Here is an 18,220-nt window from a genome sequence, read left to right as displayed (position 1 = left end):
TTCATAGAGCTAACCGACACTAAAATTTTCCCCTACTCCTTTAACTACCCGCCATAAGCATTCAGCCCCATGATAGCTAAGCGCCTGAATATCCGGTTGCGCAGGCCCATTAGCAGTGATAACAAACACACAGGCTTTTGATTGAAAACCCTGTTCTTCACTCACAGCCGTTAAAGTATACGCCAGATTAAAATCAGCGTCTTTGCTGAATTTAAGGCCATAACTCAAAGGGTTATTCTGAGCCAATCCTGTTTCAATAATTTCTGCACACGAAGGATCAACAAACTGGCCATTCTGACTGATCATTTTCAAAGTGATTTTCCAGGAACCTGATTTGGATGTCACTTCATGCCAGGTATGAGCCCCACATTCTCCAAGATGCTCAAAAGCGTACGCAGAATTCAAAACTATCCCAATTATCGATATTAAAAAAATCCTTTTCATTATTTTCCTTGTAAAAACATCAAGTCACTTGTCCTTTATGAATTATTTCAACTTGAAAATACAGCGTCATTTAATTAAATGAGAACAATAATACAAACAAGAATTATTTGCAATCGCATACCTCATGCTTAAAACTAATTCTGATAACCTATAAATCAGAGATTTGCTTACTGTGCTATTAACTGATAAAAAGATTATAAATATCATGGACATGGACAGATCATAAAAATGACCAATACAACAGATTTTTATTCAATAACTCCTCTGGACAAAGCCCGTTGGCAAAAAATTCTAATTAATAAAATTACAGTGCGCACTTTGGGTAAAATATTCGTTTTTATCATGGCAATAACTATCATGATAACCCTTTTTAATTTCTCTTATGCAACAGATAGCAAACTTAAACCGACGGTCATAACCGTCAGTGAAGAGGAATTCCAGGTCGATGGTAAAGGAAAAAAAACAAAGGAATTTAAACTCACCTTTACCCACCCGGACGGCACAAAGGACAACAAAGGTTACTTTGCCAATAAAGGAGATATGTTTCATGTTTTAGTTGAAAATAAAAGTGCGTCACCAATAACTCTTCATTGGCATGGATTAATTGTCCCAAGCGATCAGGATGGAGTACCTGACGTGAGTCAAATCCTGATTCAACCAGGGCAAAATAAATTATTTAACTACAGATTATTGCAAGCCGGAACCTATTGGATGCACTCGCATCAAAAATTTCAAGAGCAAAAGCAACTTTCTGCCCCTTTGATTATTTATGACAAGGATGACCCGCATAAAGACTTACAAGAAGTCATTCTGTTTTTAGAGGATTTTACTTACAAGGATCCCCAGTTAATATTTGATCAGTTAAGAACCGCTAAAATGGACATGAAGGCAATGGATTCCGGTAACGATTTGAATGACGTGACCTATGATGCATTTCTCGCCAACAAAAAAACATTCGCAGCACCTGATGTAATTTCAGTTCAACCCTTAAAAAAAGTGAGGTTACGAATCATCAATGCGTCTTCCTCCACCAATTTTAAAATTGATACCGGGAAACTATCAGCCACTTTGATTGCTGTTGATGGTGAAAACATTGAGCCGATTGTAGATAGTTCTTTTCCTATTGGCGTTGGTAATCGTATGGATTTGCTTGTTGAGATTCCTTCTGCAGGCGGAGCATTCCCTATTAAAGCCATGGCAGAAGGAACAAACAAACAAACCGGTCTAATTCTAAAAACAGATAACACACCTACCCCGATACTATCTCCCAATACCACGAATAAAACGGGACGTGTCAACTACTATGAGTTGGAAAAAAAACTAAAAGGAAAAAATGCTTTAACCAATAAAAAAATAAATGCTCGTTTGCACTACGTGCTTGACGGGCAGATGAATGGTTATATTTGGACCATGAACAAGCAAAGCTGGCCAGATGTCTCGCCAAAAGTAATCCATTTCGGTGATCGTGTTGAAATGATCTATGAAAATAAATCCTCTATGTCTCACCCCATGCATTTCCATGGGCATGTCTTTCAAGTAACCGAAATTGATGGTCAGCCATTGGATGGAGCCATGCGCGATACCCTGTTAGTCCAACCGCATTCGACAGTGAAAGTACAGTTTGATGCGCTAAACCCTGGCATCTGGGCTAACCATTGCCATAATTTATATCATTTAAACGCAGGAATGTTTACAACGTTTGAATACCAACACTACCCAAAACCCGATTTTTATTTAAAAACTATAAGGCAATCCAAAAATAACAATTAACAGCTAAACAGAAATCCCAACGGACATTACCTGCATAAGCGCCTATACTTCTACTTATGACGCAAGGACTAATTGTTTTACTTTTTTAGCAAACGTTGGACCAGGATCTGTTTTATCGGTTTGATAATTTGGATCCTTCTCCAACCACAAAGCCGTTCCCTTGAACTGCAAATACTCATTATGACCAATAAGGTATTTTATTTGCGGGTATTTGTTCTTAAGATAGCACACAAGAAAGGCATTTGCCTTGGCTTGCTCCTCAGTCAAATCGTCTTTACTATCAACACCGCCAATATTCTCAATACCAATCGCGTAATGATTCAAGCCAATCACATGCCTTGCCATCCATGTTTCTGGCATCAGTTGATAAATAGTTCCATCCCGATCGACTAAAAAATGGCTTGATACATTTAAATCCCCGGGCAATTCATTTCGTCTTGGCGAACTGCTGGGTAAAGCGGGGGGATCAAATATGCGGAAAGTAGTATCGAGGCTTGGTATACAAGTCCAATGCAATACAATCATTTTAGGCTCAATTTCTATCGACTCGGAATCAATACCATAATGAGTAAGCTGATATTCCCGGGTTAAGGCAATCCGTTTTTTATCAAACTGTATGGGTTTTTGAATGATAGTCTGTGGATCATAGCAAGAGAACGCATGCCCAGAGGCGCTAATGAAAGCAAATAATATAGATATAATAATTTTCATATTAGAACAAAGTTTATCATAAGAAATAACTTGTAAAAACAAAGAGGCGAATTTTTCCCCTGTCTTTCAAACTCATACTGAACCTCAAAACAGGGAAAATCAGCCTTACCGGAATTTTTCTTATTCATTTTCATGAACCAATAATAATAGTCCGCCTCCGATGATAAAAAAAGGAATAAGAACAGCCATCCCCAAACGCTGACTGTCAGCTAAAGCAGTGGTTGTACTAACCAGGAAAGGTCCTAAAAAACTGGTTGCCTTACCAGAAAAAGAGTAAAAACCATACATTCGCGTCATTTCTTCGGGTTTTGCCAAACGAGCCAAGAAAGTACGACTGGCAGCCTGAACAGGACCAACAAAAATACCAAACACCGGTGCAAAAACCCAAAATAACGCATTTGAGTGGATGGTTAACAGAAAACAAAAAGTGAGTGTCAGGCACGCTAAAGCAATTAGAATAGTTTTTTTAGATCCAATCCAATCATCAAACCAGGCGAATAATCCGGCGCCAAGACCTGCAGTAATATTTAAAATGATTCCAAACACCATAATATCGCTAACACTCAAGTGAAAGTTGCCAGCCGCATAAATACCGCCTAGTGCCAATATAGAATTCAACCCATCGATATAAAAAATTCTGGCTATTAAAAATAAGAACAGATCACGTTGTTTAGGCAGGCTTTTTATTGTTAACCGCAATTCTTGCAGACCTTTCCTAATCGCAGTACCCACTGTCAAATGCTCTCCTGTTTTCTGTTGCACCATTAAAAACAAAGGCAAACTAAACAAACTAATCCATAAAGCCACAAATACAGTGACAGCACGAATATTGGCAAAATTCTCTGTCCCAAACCATAATCCACCAAGTTCACCTTTCACAAAAACAAATAAGGATAGAATCAGGCACAGCAATCCTCCCAGATAACCACAACCCCAAGCCCAGCCAGAAATCCGCCCCAGATAGTTTTCCGGGGCTAAATTTGCCAAAAAGGAATTATAAAATACAGTTCCTACTTCCAATGCAAAATTGCTAATCAAAATACAAGTTAAAACCAAGGGAATAGAATGGCTGTCAGGATAGGCAAACCACAAGCAACCTGTTGAAATAACGCCCAAATAGGTAAAAACGAATAGCCAGGATTTATGATGCCCACTAAAATCAGCTATTGCACCAACGATAGGACTCACCAGAGCAATGAGTAACGCAGAAACTGAAATCGTATACCCCCACAATTCGGTTCCCAAGATAGTATTGGGGGCAATGTAACTTGTGAAATAGGTTGCAAAGACAAACGTAAATATCACCACAAAATAGGAAGAATTGGCAAAATCGTAGAATGCCCAGGCAATCACTTGCTTAATATCTAATTGTTTCAAATCCTTTTGGCTATTCATATTCTTTCCAGTCTCTGTTTAATATTCTTCACCCCCTCAACTCTCTATTTCTTACAGGCAGTGAGTATATGATGTTTTTTTAAGTTTCTTTCTTTAAAATAGGACTGATACAATAGATTAACTATAGGACTTAAGCAAAACTCCAAGGCCAAGGCAAATAATGTCTTTAACAAAGAGATTGGAGGTGCGTAAGTACCAAGCTACAAAAGGTAAGTCTAATCTATAATCCGGATTTTATTAATATCATGAGTTTTTTATGTCAGATGTATTGAACAATTACTATCTACAGACTATGGGAATTGAAGTCTGGGTGATGCGTGAGTCCACTCCTTCTTGTGAAAAGCATTTAGCGGCTTTAGCGGATGAAGTGGCATCCTGTGTACGTTGTTCTCTTCATAAAACACGCACCCAAACTGTTTTTTCTCGTGGGAATCCAAAAGCAAAACTGATGATTATTGGTGAAGCGCCTGGTTTTTATGAGGATCAGAAAGGACAACCTTTTGTGGGAAAGGCTGGGCTTTTATTAAACAAGATGATACGTAGTATTGAAATGACAGAGAATGATATCTACATTGCCAATGTTTTGAAATGTCGCCCCCCTAATAATCGTGATCCAGCCCTTGAGGAAATTTCTCAATGCAGTTCATTCCTGACTCGCCAAATTCAACTCATTAAACCACACTTAATCCTTGCGTTAGGACGTTTCGCCGGACAATTCTTACTTGATAAACCACTTCCTCTGAAGCAGCTGCGTAATCATATTCACTACTATGACAATACTCCTTTTATCGTAAGCTATCACCCTGCCTATCTTTTGCGCAATCCCTCGGATAAAAAGAAAGCTTATATTGATTGGTTAGCTGTGAAAAATTTTCTGTTGGATTACGGCCAATAAACTAGGGCGTGTTGACAATTGGCTCCCAACGCCTACGTGCCGCGACTTGTTCGCGGCATCCAGGAGATGGTCAATTTGAAATCGGTCCTTCGAATAGCTGAAGTTGATTGGGGTTTATATAAATATCGTCACCTAGTTGAAAATATATTTGTCAGACTTAAACAGTTTCGTGCTATTGCAACAAGGTACGATAAGTTAAAACGGAATTATGCTTCAACGCTAGCAATGGCATGCTCATATATTTAGCTTCCTATGTAACCCACATAATTTGAATGATATTATCGAACCGAGTCCAAAACTCGATAACAAGGAAGAAAAATGAAATCATTTTATGCCTATATTATGGCAAGTAAGCGCAATGGCACCCTATATGTTGGCTCAACATCTGATTGAATTAAGCGGGTCTGGGAACACAAAAATAAAGTGATTCCAGGGTTTTCAGCACGGTATAATGTACATATCTTGGTCTATTATGAAGTGCATGAAACGTACATAGAAGCTGCTCGTCGTGAGAAACGTTTCAAAAATTGGTGCAGACAGTGGAAGTTAAATTTAATTGAAGAGTTAAATCCAGAATGGCGCGATCTTTATGAAGAAATCTGCAGCTGATTAAAGCTCATGGATGCCGCGAACAAGTCGCGGCACGTAGGCGTTGGGAGCCAATTGTCAACACACCCTATTTAGCATGAAATTGGTGTAAGAGAACCCGATAGAAAATGGCTGATAAATCCATCTTCTACCGGAAAAGACGATCCAGACTTTACATCGTATGCTGAACTGCTGATCTGGTTTCTACAGTTTCCTCATTACCAAGTTTTTCAAGCTCCTTGAAATTAAAACGGTGATTAAGGACATCAACAGCATTGGCGATACCTGGGATTGTAGAAGGAAGTGAGGTGATAGCCTTGAATAAGGCATCAAATCCCCTATAAGTATTTAATGCCATAGCAACTGCTTTAACTGATTCGGGGGCTTGTTTACACATTAAAGTGATAGCAGTCAGCGCGTGAATAGAGATATCAATGGCGTATTCGGAGGGATCAGCCTCAGGATTACTCCACAAGCTATACAATACTGCCAAGCCTGTAAGCCCGTTATAAACGACAGCAAAATTTCTCAGAGTGATGTATTGTTTGTAATCACTAAAAAAACCAAACATAGAGTATTCCTTTCAAAATAAAACGTATCTAATGTGACTTAATAGTCTTCGTACCATTTTGGCGGCAAAAGCATAGCACTATTTTATAGCTTATGAAAATAATTTGATTTTAAGGTATTACTTATCAATACAACTCATATTATTCCATGGCTATTGGCCAATATGAATCAGCCCTGCAGCACGCTCTATATCAACTCAATATCAAACTCACCATCTTCCCAGGTGAGTGGGCCACAGGCTATATCCAGGTCCGCTTTAGCATTTTCGGAAACAGGTAAACCGCCAATAATTTGCGCCGCCAGCAGCGGCTTCATATCACTTGTTGCGATGTTCACTGTTTGAACATAGAAAAAATGTTTCCATGGACCAGCTGGAATGTTATTTACCCGTAATGTGCCGGTATATATACAACCATAACGAACCAGAACAAACACCCGCTCCAGCAGCTTTTCATCATCTCGTTGCTTCACTACGGTTAGCAAATCTTGAAAAATCTGGTTTTTTTGCGCAAAGACTGGTTCACGCAAAACAACTGGAAAAGCACGATCCTCCGTCGTTGGTGTCAGAATGGCGACAGGGTGATAGCGATCACAACGGCACCGTTTGGGGTTAATGACAGCAGCCCTTGTATTCGTACGACGCGCTGGCGAAGAGGCAATGTCAGAATCCATCGTGGCTACCAGATCAAGATTGATACTTGAAGCCAAATTAGGATAATGGGTTATATCTTCCAATTCCCGGGGACTAATGGGTTGACGATCGTCCCTGGTCTGAGATGCAGGTGCGCATTCCTCCAGCAAGATTAAACCAAAAATACGAATAGTATCCCCAGGATGATAAAGTTTTTTGTCTGTAATTAATAATTTATCGCGTAAAACATGGGGATTCTTTTTTTCTTCACTGACACTGAATGTCTTAATACCCGCATCGGTGTGGCGTTCATAATCCCAAGCTGTCTTTACTTTAAACGGTGTTCCTGGAATGGGCAATTCAGGATAATCCATTTTAACTTTTTGGGTTTCAAATAATGTTTTAGATCCTGTCGCAGGCATTGTTGCTTCCTGACCTCGCCTTGTCGGATCAATTTCATCACTTAAAGCAGCGGCAACAGCTGCAGCTACGGCAGCCCCAGCCAGCACAGTGCCAACAGTAGTATTTGGAGTATCCAGCCTGATAAAATGGATAGGCAAGCAAAAATCCAATTGAAATCCTACTTCCACTGAATCATCCAATAAGACTGGCGAAGGCTGTATGGTGTCTGTTCCAGGAGAGGCATCAAGAACATGTTGATTGCTAAGAAAGAGGCGTTCGCCAGTGGTTCTATCAAATACTGTGGCACCATAAGTGCCGTAATGAAATGGCTTGCTTCCTACTCCAATCGCAACACCTCCTTTGAGCGGATCATGGCGATCTCCTCTGGAACCGGAAGCCGCAGCCGGGCGGATGGGAGATAACTGAATAACGTCAGTACTCACCCCATTAATTTTTTCAGGAATGGGGGTTATTTGCTGGTTTTGCAGCTCGGCGATAGGAAATTTTTTTTTGACAAAAAACTGGATGGCAATGGTGTTAAAATCGATTTCCCCTCCTTTCTCTTTGTAGCCATATCCTATTGCTGTAATATTTGGTGTTTGTAACCATTTTGCCCGAATTTTACTAATTGTTTTTTTTGCTTTTTCCTGAACAGCGATAATTTCGGGAGCTTCCACGGCTTTGCCAAGCTCAATCACATCAACAGGAATTCCCTTAATTGTCTGAGGTAAGGGCTTTTCTCCCCGTTTCTTTAATTCATTGGATGAGCGCTTTTTACGTACCGTAACAATGATCGCAGGCTCCCCTGTAATTTTTCCCTTGCGACGCTCAGGTCCCACACCCACCATGACCACATCAGGATATTGCAACAACATTTGCTTATGTTCGGAAGCAATATCAAGAATCTTGTCGAGTTTTTGAAAAAATTCCCTTTTCATTTTCTTACTTCCTTTTCATTAAAACCGTAAGTTAAGCACGTCAATAACAGAGCGTATCGGATTAGCAAAAGCCCGATTATCACTGGAGTCTGTTGGGCTGCCGTAATTTAAAGCAACTGGACGCGCTGTTGCCAGATCAACCCATACGGATCCCGAGTCACCAGGATCTGAGAGTGTTTGCGGAATCGCGGCAAGTTCGCTGATAACCACTTCGTTAATGTAAGTAACGGTATCTGAAAGCGTATCATGCTCGTCATAGGGTATGCTGACGGAAGTTCCCAGAGTACTGATAAATCCTCTCGTTGTTGCACTGGTAGCCCCTGACTTCCAGACGACATTACCCAAAACAGCGTCAAGCGTACCAAAATAACTTCCGGCTGCTGTACGATCGAGCTGAATAATACTGTCTAATACAGTAATGGGGCTGCCGTTGTTAATATCATTACCCTGGGCATCCAGTTGTCCCAGATCCACTCCACGAGAGCCATTAAGATTACTCACTGCCGCATCAACCAGATTGATTGGAGCATCCCCATTACGGACAACCTGCCCAATAATGTATTGGTCATCTTCTGATGCATAAACATAATCATAAATGACTGAAGCGATAGCCAGTATAATCGCCAAGATGATTAAAACTACTTTCCACCAGGGATCCTCGAAAGCAAGAGGACCAAACTGGCCAATGTAAGCCGGGTTAGGGACTACCTTATATTCAAAATCCAGCGGTAACCAGAATACAGGTTTCACTCGGCACCAGCCATCAACCCCGGTACCATCATCCCAACCACCCGGCCTGCCATCTCCATCACCACAAGGACAACACTCGCAATCTCCGCCTGGGCGTTCACAACATTGATCCAAAATAGCCTTAAGATGACAAATATCAATGTCCTTTCCATCTAAAAGCTGTTTTAAAAGCTTACGTAATGCATCATTGCCTTGCTCCTTGCACCAACGTTCCTTGTCTTTACTATTTTGCCAAAAACCACGGCTTAGCTTATGCAGCCATTTTGACATCCCTTTTATGCCACCTCCATGCTGTTTAAGGCATTTCTTCAATTCCTGAGCTGCTTTTGTAGCGCCTTTGCGATCAATGGCAATTTTATTAAGTTTCAGGTACAAAGTACCTTCAGGGATCGCAGTCACCAATTCCCTGGTTGCAGGATTGTAACTGGAGCGACTGATGAAAATTTTTTTATCAACTATTCGTGTTGGTTCATCATAGCGTGGATCATAAGCATCGCGCTGTGCCACAAAACCGATTTCAGGTTTGGAGGGATTGGCATTACTGACATCCAGCTTGAAGTAAATTGTTGTTTCCTCATTAATTTTTATATCAGGAACTCTCACAAAGCCACCATCCATGATTTGCCCCAAACCTTCTTGTTCCTGTGGCGTCCAACTATCAATCACCATAATACCAGCAGCAGACAAGGCGGAACGACTCACTGGCGCAATACCAATTTTCATTCCTGTTGCCGGAAAATTACTTTGCCAATCAAAAAACCAGGTGTTTTTAATTCGTACTCCCATGTATTGAATCCCCTGGCTCGCATCAAAAATGCCGTCAGGAAACATGGCAAGGGAGCCCCTATCAAGAGCGTAAGGTCTTTGTGTTACTTCAAAAGGAGCATCAAGATGTTCAAAACGGACTTGCAAATCATCATAATCGCCGTCTCGTTGATTTGGAAAATTGTCATCGGCTGAAACAAATTTTACAACAACCAGCGGACTCGTCATTCCCACAGAACTAATGACAGCGCTTTCCTGCCAGCCTGAACCTGCGTTGTTATTCCACTGAAGTTCAACCCAACCGTCTTCGAAAACAAAGCTGTTGCCAACAACACCATTGTAACTGCCATTCCCGCTGGTTGCGCTTCCAACCACGACACGTTGACTAAAACCAGCCTCACGTTTGGTAATGGTCGCACGCCATTTCCCTTCAAATGGAATTTTCATATGACCTCCTTGTCATTAAACTATGAAATTCACATTTTGATCAATTTTTGTTCAGCTTATTAAGCTAAAGCTAGTCTAAAAAATGGTCACAGTCAAATTATCAGCTAAAAATTAATACTGGAAATAGAAAAAAAACAGAATATATTGCACTCTTGATTTCAACACCTTCCATAATTTTAATGAGTATGGATATACACATAGGCGCTAGCGCCTATACTTAACGGGTAATGCACCGGGTCATAGTCGGTTATTTGAATTTGTACTGGCAGGCGCTGAGGCAATAAAAACCAGTTGCTTTCGCTATTGCGAACAATTTGTATTTGCGTTGCCCGATGGGTTTCCAGGCGGCTTGCAGCCCAGTTTCTTGAAAGAATCACTCCATGATAAATTTTAGATCCAAAATACATTCGCGGGAAAATAGAAACTTTATCCCCTGGCTGTACTCTTCTTAAATCCGTTTCGTTGAAATTTGCCTGGATAAACAAGGTATCGGTATCCGCTATGGCAAAGACAGGCTTTCGGGTTTTGATGGGGGTTCCCAATGCAACAAACATATCCTGAACTGCCCCATTTTGTTTGGCATAAACTGTGGTTTCATCCAAATCGATTTTGGCATTCTTCATCACCGCAATTAAAGAGTCAATTTTCTTTTTTTGCACAATGACTTGTTGCTGGTTGACCTCCAACTCTTTTTCCAATGCTTTTAATTTGCTTAGTGCCGCATTTTTTTCTTTTAACATCGTATTGACGGTCAGTTTAGAAACTGCGTGATCGCGCGAGGCAGAATAATTATGTTCATAATCAAAACGGAATTTTTCATAAAGCTCTTTTTGTGCTTGCAGCAGATATTTCGTTTTCTCAACTTGTTTATTGAATAACAATAATTGGGCTTTCGCCTCTTGAACATGGCTCACAGCTTTCCTGTAGGCCAATTCATAGGGGGCTTTGAATACGGTAAATAATGGTTGGCCTTTTTTTACTTCCTGTTCATTTTTAACATAAATATTGGTGATATAACCTTTTACATTGGCAGCAACTGGACGAACATTCGCAACAACAAATGCATTGTTTGTAAAAGGAAATAAATACGAGTAATGATAAATCAGAATGAATAGAAACACGCATAATAAAATAATTACAGGAAATCCAGCTTTGGGTTTGTCACTCATGTGTCTTTTTCATCCTCATTTCTATTGAACCCTTCCCAAGATATTGGAATGAGTCTTTACATCTCATTCAACCTGATATCATAAACATCGTAAATTAATATTATTTCCTTAATTTCAGTATCAAGCAAAGCGATTTCTTTCTGCATATTATTGACAATAGCTTCTGTTGCTATTTTATTTTCAATATTAGGTGTTTCTATAACGATTTCTTCTTCTGGCTCTGCAACCTCAACGTCTCCCCCTATGGGCCCCGCATCCTGTTGCAGCAATTTTCGTTGCAGTGACTGTAAATTACGCAGAAGTTTACTTAATTGATCACATACCCATGGATCCGATCGAATTTCCTCAGTAGATAAATAATAAATAAACACACTGAACAAACGAAACAGACGCCTGAAATGTTGCATGGCAGCAATGGAATGGGGGATGAAAAACGGAGCTTTCTTGGTTTCTATTTTGGCTTCGCCAATATAACGATTGTATAAAGTAAAACCATCAAGCATCTTGCGTTCATAATCCAAATACTTTGTCTGGACAGCTGCCAAAGACTGGGTTGGATTCAAATAGCTTTCTAAAAGATTTGCAAGTTGAGTAATAAAGTTCAACTGAATCTCTAAAACTTTATCTCTTGCATATTGGGGGTAAAAAAACCGGATCATGAACATAGAACCAATGACACCGATAATGACATTGAATACCCGCAATACAGCCGTATCTATGTCGTTATAATTCAGCAATACAATAGTAAGCGTTACAGCCCCTATGGTACCAATATACGTTTTATCTCCCCCCATGAAAAAATAGGCGTAAAGAAACAAACCAGGTACTAAAGCCATAATGTTAATCAACGGGTTGTTGGCACAAAAATAAACAACTATCATTCCATAAATGGCACTCAAAGCCGTGCCTGCGAAGCGCAAAAAGCTTTTTGTCAGTACGCCACCAACGGTGGAATATTCATACATGACAAACCATATGGTCACTAAAGTCCATGCGCTTTCTGGGACTTGGTAGTACCAGGTAATTAGAAAAAGAAAAATACACGTCAGGGATAAGCGCAAGGTACGGACGGTCTTTTGCTGATCAATGCCCACGGGAACCACCTCCTAAATCCTGGTATAAAGTGACTATGGATAGCAGTTTTTCCAGCTTGTTCTGGTTTATCACTAACTTAAATTCGTCTAACAGGATTTGGCATTTTATTAAATTTAAATAGTCATCAATTCCGTGACGATAACGAACTTCTGCCAAATGGCATTGCTGTTTTTCATCGCTTAAAGCCGATAAATTATTATTTAATTGCTGGCTAGAAGTTGAATAGGCAGACAAGTCATTAGCAACATCGCGCAAGGCCTTACGGATAGTGGTAATATATTTGATATAGATTGCCTTATATCGAGCTTTACTCACATCAACCTGAGCAAATAGAGGCAAATCAATTATCGGGCCATTTAAATAGGCTTGCCCTAATTTAATGGCGCCATCCACATTGGATCCCTCACCCAGGTAAGCGCCCAAATTAATCCCTGGTAAAAGATTCGCGGTTATCGCACCCACATCGGCATGCGCTGCTTTTAACAACGCTTCTGCCTCATGAATGTCAGGTCTCACACTGAGAACGCTGGCCGGTAAATTCCCTGGTACCAATTGATTACTATCGATATTTTCAAAGAGAGTTTTAATCTCGACATCTCCAGGATTTTCATTAAATAAAAAATGCAAGGCGTTTTTAGTCACCACAATGTTATGCTGAACCACCTTGATTTGTGCCTCAATTCGCTGGATACGACTTTTGATTTGAGTGATATTGTCAAGCGAAATTAATCCTGAGCGATATTGGCTTTGAGTCAGTTTGAGATAGGTTCGATAATCCTTAAGCAGTTTATTGTATAAATGCAAAGCTTCATTCTGAGCAATCAAGGTAAAAAAGCTGGCTGCAGTCTGGGCTATCACAACCAGTCTGGCAGAATATTGCGCGTAAATACTGGCTTCAAGCATGGCTTGCGCGCTTTTTTGTTGCTTATATTGCTGGAAAATATTAATGATGTAGGCTGGATAGGCAATTGCCGTAGTCCCCGGATTACCTAAAACGGGAAACTGGGTGTAACCTGCAAGCCCTGTGAGATTAGGCAACCAACTTAACTGGACTTGCTGCAATTGCCCCTGTGCGGATTCAATATTTGCCATAGCGAGGTGAATCTGGTGATTATTTTGTAATGCCTTTTGGATAGAAGCATTGAGCTCCTTGCTATTGAACTGTTTCCACCAATGCAGATCAGGTAAATAGGCAGCTTGCTCAGTTTGTATTGAATATTTATGCGGCCATTTTTGCGGGGTGTTGACATGAGGTTTCCTGTATTCTGACCCAAGCCAGAGGCAACCATTATTCAACAAAGCACACAATAAAATGAGCCATCGCTTCCTATACAATGAAAATCCTGAACCTTGGTGTAAATAAAGAATATTGAGCTTTCAATCTTGTAGTTGTCAAGAGAGTATTACGCAAACCAAGCTAATGGAATGCAATAATCCCCATAAAATTCAAATTTTTCTATTTTTAAAGTGGAAACAATGCTTCTACAACCTACATGAGCACACAAACAGATTCTTTCTCTGGTGGCTTCCATCGCAAACGACTATATTCCTGTGCCAGATATTCCTTATTAAGAAGTTGTGCCTTGATGTTTTGGGCAAAGTCCGGTTGCAAGCGATAACTATCCTGAATAAAAGCGATAATACCCTCCAAATACGCCTGTGTATCCTTACCAGGCAGTATCCCCAGATGAAATGTTTTCTTTTCTTCATCAAAAACGAAAAGCTCTTCCCCTCTTCCATATTGAAGCTTCAGCTTGAGCATCCCTTCCATCGTTTCTCGAACCTTTTTGTGGATATTCGACTCATTTCCAGAAAAAATAATGTTAATCCCAAGGACGTCACCACACTTATTAAAAGCAAATTGAATCGATTGCAAACAGACCCAATCTCTTTGTAACCCACTGGGCATTAAAATAAATGCACAACAATCATCAACCCTTCCCTCAGTATAATTACTGTACATTTTGAAATATAAAATCGGATCAGTATCCAGAGGCTTAAACATTTTGTTGTACATTGAGCACTCCTTTCTCGCAGGTAGAACCAAATATTCACTCAATTAAAGAAAAATACCAATCTTTTTTCATTCTATTTATTGTGTGTCTGATTATTTCATGAGTTGAGCTGTGTAACCCAGAGAACAAGGGATTACTATATAGAGACAGCCAAGTGGTCTTTATCGGTTGCAGCATAGTTCAATCTCTGTATTAATCGCTCTTTTACCGCCGGCCACTCCGAGAAAAGAATACTAAACATAATAGTATCCGTTATCACCTGATTATGAAGAATCATATGTTGGCGCAACACACCTTCCTCCGTCGCACCCAGCTTTTTGATAGCACGATAGGAATGAATATTGCGAGAATCTGTACCTAGTTCTACTCGATTAATCCCCCAGGCATCAAACGCCTGATGCAACATGAGTAATTTTGATTCCGGGTTTGTCGTTGTTCCCCATACTTTAGGAATGTACCAACTATAGCCTAAAGCCAGCCGTTTGTTTTCTGGTTGAATATCGTAAAATGAAGTGGCTCCTTTCAGATCTCCTTCTTTTTTACAACGCACTGCATAAGTAGTTTGGTCTCTTATGGACATTTTCTCAAGACAATCATCAAACCAGGAATTAAATAACTTGCCCGTTGCCTTTTGCGGCATGTATTGCCAAATTTGTTCATGATTTGCTGCTTTTCGTAACTCCTCACGGTGCTGGCTGGTAATGGGTTCTAGCTGAATGTATTTGCCATTTAAAATTTTGAGGTCTTTTGTAAGCAACCTTAAACCAGTCAGCATCATTAATCCTTATTTTGAAAATGGTATCAAGATACCTTTATACCATTAATTTATTGGTAGTTTTTATACCAAGAATACTTAAAACCAGACCATAAACCGGAACAAAAGCAATTAAACTAATCATGATTTTAAAAAAGACATCGACCATCGCAATTTCAGGCCAATTCTGACTTAAAAATGGATTGGAGCAGTGATAAAACGCGATGGTAAAAAATAATGCTGTATCTATGAAATTGCCTGCAACCGCCGATAGAGTTGGGGCCAGCCACCAGGCAGGCCGATTTCTATAGCGTTGGAAAACTGCCACATCCAGCAATTGCCCAACAACGTAGGCTATAAAACAAGCCAGGGCGATACGTAATGGCATGAGGTGTAAAACGGATAGACCGCTCTCATTCAAATTATTGCCTGCCTCAATATAGCTCGCAACAAGATAGGACAATATTAATCCTGGGGTCATACTCAGCATAATAATTTTCCGCGCCTTATTAGCGGTTGCTATCCTTGTTGTCAAATCAGTTAAAATAAAAATTGCTGGATAAGTGAACGCCCCCCAGGTCGTGTGAAATCCCATCATATCAAATGGATATTGAACCAGAACATTACTGAGCGTTATTAGAAAAATATGACCAAGTGAGAACATCCATACTAAATTCAACCCAATTTTACTTTTCTTAAGGGAAGATTGCTCATCAAAAAAACCGTTCGCTTTCATGCTGACTATTATCACCAAATACTATGGTTGTTATTTTTGCATATGGGATAGATAAAACACAAGAAAATAAATGGCTCACTCAGGGCTAAAAAAGTTGAGTCAACGTAGATTAAAAATTTATTTGTAGTGATGAGTTCTCGATACGATAACATCGGAATTAAGTAAATACTCTATTTTACCACCGGCTACGAGAAACAGAATTGGTTTTTTTCTGTGCCATGCATACTTTTAATGAACGTCCATCAAATGGCTGACCATTCATCTCTAAAGCAGACTCCGCCTCCTGCTGAGCAGAAAACGTTATAAAACCAAATCCCTTCATTTGTCCTGTTAATCGATCCTTAATTAAGAACATCTCCTCGATTTTTCCATATTGAGAAAATTGAATGCTTAATGCTTCCTCAGTCGTACCAAATGGTAAATTACCAACATATATTTTTTTCTGTTTCATCATTGCTCCTGAATAGATTAACGAACAATGATCTGGATGAAAGCAAGAAGAGTAAAAAATCAAACGATCGAAAAGAGTATTGTGCGTAGAATTAGATCTTCTGAGGAGCTTAGCATGTTAGCTGTTAATTAACAATCCAAGCCTAAGCAAAATAAACAAGACATATTTGCAAATAACTGTTATAATAGTTCCAAATATTGCATGAATTCTTTCAAAAAACCTTTGAAAATTCCTATTTTTCCCCTCTAAATTAATGCCTCATTTTCCCCACAAAATAATGAGTGATTAACCTCAGAGCCCACAATACCCATAGATATCAATAAGGAAAACAATGAGTTTTAAACAATTAGCGCTGATTGAGCCGCTAAACAGGGCGGTTAGTGAGTTAGGCTACACTACCCCTACCAGTATTCAATTAAAAGCCATCCCGCTCATTTTAAATGGGCATGATTTACTTGGTTCCGCTCAAACAGGAACAGGAAAAACAGCAAGCTTTGTATTGCCTATCTTGCAAAAAGCCAGTCAGCAAACTCAAACCAGCCCTAATCGAGTTAAAGTACTGATTTTAACGCCTACACGTGAATTAGCCATCCAGGTCCACGAGAGCATAATCCAATATGGCAAATACCTAACACTGCGCTCAGCTGTGATTTACGGAGGAGTAAAAAGCCACAACCAAATTAAACAATTAGACTCAGGCCTTGAGATACTGGTTGCAACACCGGGAAGATTATTGGATTTATATCAGCAACGTGCTGTTAAATTTGATGAGATTGACACCCTGGTACTCGATGAGGCGGATAGAATGCTGGATATGGGGTTTATTCATGATATAAAAAAAATTATCAAATTATTACCTTTAAAAAGGCAGAACCTGCTTTTTTCAGCAACCTTTACCCCTGAAGTACGCGCTTTAGCCAGAAATATACTGAATAAAGCGGTTGAAATTGATATCGCACCGAGAAATACCGCGGTAAAAACCATAAAACAAACTGTTTATTCAGTAGATAGAAACCATAAGTTAGCCCTTCTGAGTCATTTACTTCATAAGAATAACTGGGGACAAACTTTGGTTTTTTCTCGAACCAAACATGGAGCCAATAAACTGGTTAAGCAACTGGCCGAATCCCAAATATATTCGGTTGCTATTCATGGCAACAAATCACAGGCTCAACGAATAAAAGCCTTAGCTGATTTCAAGTCAGGCAAAGTACAAACATTAATTGCAACAGACATCGCAGCACGTGGCATAGACATCGAGAAACTTGCCTGTGTAGTGAATTTTGACCTGCCTCATGTGCCTGAGGACTACGTTCATCGGATTGGACGAACAGGACGGGCAGGCGCCTCTGGATTGGCTGTATCCTTGGTCAGCACAGAAGAAATAAAGCTGCTGCTGTCTATAGAAAAATTAATCAATCAAAAACTGGAGCGCATTAAAATTAAAGATTTTGAGTTTTTGCATAACTTTTCAGATTTTGTCTCAGCCAAAATTCAAAAATTTGCGCCGCCAAAAGCAGGATATAAGGGCAATATCAGCAGAAAATCCAGGACGGCTTTTAATAAAAGCGCGTAAATAATTAGCTTTTTAAATGCCACTAAGATAAAAATAAATAGTGTATACTTAGTGGATATAAAGATATTCTTACATATCGTTTTGCCAATTACACAATTTCAGGCACCTAAGAGGAGGA

17 protein-coding genes and 1 pseudogene are annotated in these 18,220 nt (G+C 39.7%); 5 read left to right on the top strand and 13 right to left on the bottom strand.

Going from position 1 to position 18,220, the window contains the following annotated elements; all coding sequences use genetic code 11:
• Positions 1 to 9: 9 nt before the first annotated feature.
• Entirely contained in the window at positions 10 to 444 is a 435-nt protein-coding gene (locus LPG_RS01340) for a hypothetical protein (RefSeq protein ID WP_010946027.1), read from the bottom strand.
• A gap of 228 nt (positions 445 to 672) precedes the next feature.
• Here LPG_RS01340 and LPG_RS01335 point away from each other — a divergent pair, with 228 nt between their 5' ends.
• On the top strand, positions 673 to 2,214 hold the full coding sequence (locus tag LPG_RS01335) for a multicopper oxidase family protein (protein WP_010946026.1): 1,542 nt from the start codon (positions 673 to 675) through the stop codon (positions 2,212 to 2,214).
• A gap of 54 nt (positions 2,215 to 2,268) precedes the next feature.
• On the opposite strand, the gene LPG_RS01330 is transcribed toward LPG_RS01335, so the two are convergent.
• A complete protein-coding gene (locus tag LPG_RS01330; protein WP_016356718.1) occupies positions 2,269 to 2,925 on the bottom strand; it encodes a peptidoglycan recognition protein family protein in 657 nt (218 codons plus the stop codon).
• 120 nt (positions 2,926 to 3,045) lie between these two features.
• Positions 3,046 to 4,320: an MFS transporter gene (locus tag LPG_RS01325; protein ID WP_010946024.1), complete on the bottom strand. Its 1,275-nt coding sequence runs from the start codon at positions 4,318 to 4,320 to the stop codon at positions 3,046 to 3,048.
• A gap of 256 nt (positions 4,321 to 4,576) precedes the next feature.
• On the opposite strand from LPG_RS01325, the gene LPG_RS01320 reads away from it, so the two are divergent.
• The 3 genes and pseudogenes from LPG_RS01320 (at position 4,577) to LPG_RS01310 (ending at position 5,824) form a co-directional block, all read left to right on the top strand.
• Positions 4,577 to 5,215 carry a uracil-DNA glycosylase gene (locus tag LPG_RS01320; protein ID WP_010946023.1) on the top strand — a complete coding sequence of 213 codons (639 nt, stop codon included), beginning with the start codon at positions 4,577 to 4,579 and terminating at the stop codon, positions 5,213 to 5,215.
• A gap of 66 nt (positions 5,216 to 5,281) precedes the next feature.
• Positions 5,282 to 5,461 (top strand): IS5 family transposase, encoded by a 180-nt coding sequence (locus LPG_RS01315; RefSeq protein WP_010946022.1) that lies wholly within the window; start codon positions 5,282 to 5,284, stop codon positions 5,459 to 5,461.
• 72 nt (positions 5,462 to 5,533) lie between these two features.
• Positions 5,534 to 5,824 (top strand): annotated as a pseudogene (locus tag LPG_RS01310) (GIY-YIG nuclease family protein).
• 151 nt (positions 5,825 to 5,975) lie between these two features.
• On the opposite strand, the gene LPG_RS01305 reads toward LPG_RS01310, so the two are convergent.
• The 10 genes from LPG_RS01305 to LPG_RS01260 all read right to left on the bottom strand — a co-directional run bounded on the left by LPG_RS01305 (position 5,976) and on the right by LPG_RS01260 (position 16,526).
• Complete coding sequence (locus tag LPG_RS01305) at positions 5,976 to 6,374, bottom strand: lpg0260 family Dot/Icm T4SS effector (protein WP_010946021.1); 399 nt, start codon at positions 6,372 to 6,374, stop codon at positions 5,976 to 5,978.
• A gap of 185 nt (positions 6,375 to 6,559) precedes the next feature.
• On the bottom strand, positions 6,560 to 8,344 hold the full coding sequence (locus LPG_RS01300; RefSeq protein ID WP_010946020.1) for a hypothetical protein: 1,785 nt from the start codon (positions 8,342 to 8,344) through the stop codon (positions 6,560 to 6,562).
• 18 nt (positions 8,345 to 8,362) lie between these two features.
• The gene (locus tag LPG_RS01295) at positions 8,363 to 10,306 is read right to left on the bottom strand and encodes a hypothetical protein (protein ID WP_010946019.1); all 1,944 of its coding nucleotides are present in this window, start codon (positions 10,304 to 10,306) and stop codon (positions 8,363 to 8,365) included.
• Between the two features lie 176 nt (positions 10,307 to 10,482).
• A complete protein-coding gene (locus LPG_RS01290) occupies positions 10,483 to 11,475 on the bottom strand; it encodes an Lpg0257 family Dot/Icm type IV secretion system effector (protein ID WP_010946018.1) in 993 nt (330 codons plus the stop codon).
• A 56-nt stretch (positions 11,476 to 11,531) separates the two neighbouring features.
• Positions 11,532 to 12,569, bottom strand: coding sequence for an FUSC family protein (locus tag LPG_RS01285; protein WP_015444897.1), 1,038 nt, complete (start codon positions 12,567 to 12,569; stop codon positions 11,532 to 11,534).
• Positions 12,559 to 13,905 (bottom strand): efflux transporter outer membrane subunit, encoded by a 1,347-nt coding sequence (locus LPG_RS01280; protein ID WP_010946016.1) that lies wholly within the window; start codon positions 13,903 to 13,905, stop codon positions 12,559 to 12,561. The genes LPG_RS01285 and LPG_RS01280 overlap by 11 nt, the downstream gene beginning before the upstream one ends.
• 154 nt (positions 13,906 to 14,059) lie before the next feature.
• Entirely contained in the window at positions 14,060 to 14,587 is a 528-nt protein-coding gene (locus LPG_RS01275; RefSeq protein WP_015444899.1) for a hypothetical protein, read from the bottom strand.
• 134 nt (positions 14,588 to 14,721) lie between these two features.
• Positions 14,722 to 15,360 (bottom strand): GNAT family N-acetyltransferase, encoded by a 639-nt coding sequence (locus LPG_RS01270; protein WP_015444900.1) that lies wholly within the window; start codon positions 15,358 to 15,360, stop codon positions 14,722 to 14,724.
• A 37-nt stretch (positions 15,361 to 15,397) separates the two neighbouring features.
• The gene (locus LPG_RS01265) at positions 15,398 to 16,075 is read right to left on the bottom strand and encodes a 7-cyano-7-deazaguanine/7-aminomethyl-7-deazaguanine transporter (protein WP_015444901.1); all 678 of its coding nucleotides are present in this window, start codon (positions 16,073 to 16,075) and stop codon (positions 15,398 to 15,400) included.
• A gap of 175 nt (positions 16,076 to 16,250) precedes the next feature.
• Entirely contained in the window at positions 16,251 to 16,526 is a 276-nt protein-coding gene (locus tag LPG_RS01260) for an RNA recognition motif domain-containing protein (RefSeq protein WP_011945494.1), read from the bottom strand.
• A gap of 331 nt (positions 16,527 to 16,857) precedes the next feature.
• Between LPG_RS01260 and LPG_RS01255 the strand changes: the two genes are divergently transcribed.
• Positions 16,858 to 18,102, top strand: coding sequence for a DEAD/DEAH box helicase (locus tag LPG_RS01255; protein ID WP_010946011.1), 1,245 nt, complete (start codon positions 16,858 to 16,860; stop codon positions 18,100 to 18,102).
• Positions 18,103 to 18,220: the final 118 nt, after the last annotated feature.

Origin of the sequence: Legionella pneumophila subsp. pneumophila str. Philadelphia 1 (genome assembly GCF_000008485.1) — a bacterium.
GTDB classification, from domain to species: Bacteria; Pseudomonadota; Gammaproteobacteria; order Legionellales; family Legionellaceae; genus Legionella; species Legionella pneumophila.
This window is presented reverse-complemented; position numbering and strand designations above follow the sequence as displayed.

Bases quoted from the DNA above. Each gene is read 5' to 3' on its own strand.
- LPG_RS01340 (WP_010946027.1), bottom strand. From the start codon at position 444: ATGAAAAGGATTTTTTTAATATCGATAATTGGGATAGTTTTGAATTCT.
- LPG_RS01335 (WP_010946026.1), top strand. From the start codon at position 673: ATGACCAATACAACAGATTTTTATTCAATAACTCCTCTGGACAAAGCC.
- LPG_RS01330 (WP_016356718.1), bottom strand. From the start codon at position 2,925: ATGAAAATTATTATATCTATATTATTTGCTTTCATTAGCGCCTCTGGG.
- LPG_RS01325 (WP_010946024.1), bottom strand. From the start codon at position 4,320: ATGAATAGCCAAAAGGATTTGAAACAATTAGATATTAAGCAAGTGATT.
- LPG_RS01320 (WP_010946023.1), top strand. From the start codon at position 4,577: ATGTCAGATGTATTGAACAATTACTATCTACAGACTATGGGAATTGAA.
- LPG_RS01315 (WP_010946022.1), top strand. From the start codon at position 5,282: ATGGTCAATTTGAAATCGGTCCTTCGAATAGCTGAAGTTGATTGGGGT.
- LPG_RS01305 (WP_010946021.1), bottom strand. From the start codon at position 6,374: ATGTTTGGTTTTTTTAGTGATTACAAACAATACATCACTCTGAGAAAT.
- LPG_RS01300 (WP_010946020.1), bottom strand. From the start codon at position 8,344: ATGAAAAGGGAATTTTTTCAAAAACTCGACAAGATTCTTGATATTGCT.
- LPG_RS01295 (WP_010946019.1), bottom strand. From the start codon at position 10,306: ATGAAAATTCCATTTGAAGGGAAATGGCGTGCGACCATTACCAAACGT.
- LPG_RS01290 (WP_010946018.1), bottom strand. From the start codon at position 11,475: ATGAGTGACAAACCCAAAGCTGGATTTCCTGTAATTATTTTATTATGC.
- LPG_RS01275 (WP_015444899.1), bottom strand. From the start codon at position 14,587: ATGTACAACAAAATGTTTAAGCCTCTGGATACTGATCCGATTTTATAT.
- LPG_RS01270 (WP_015444900.1), bottom strand. From the start codon at position 15,360: ATGCTGACTGGTTTAAGGTTGCTTACAAAAGACCTCAAAATTTTAAAT.
- LPG_RS01265 (WP_015444901.1), bottom strand. From the start codon at position 16,075: ATGAAAGCGAACGGTTTTTTTGATGAGCAATCTTCCCTTAAGAAAAGT.
- LPG_RS01260 (WP_011945494.1), bottom strand. From the start codon at position 16,526: ATGAAACAGAAAAAAATATATGTTGGTAATTTACCATTTGGTACGACT.
- LPG_RS01255 (WP_010946011.1), top strand. From the start codon at position 16,858: ATGAGTTTTAAACAATTAGCGCTGATTGAGCCGCTAAACAGGGCGGTT.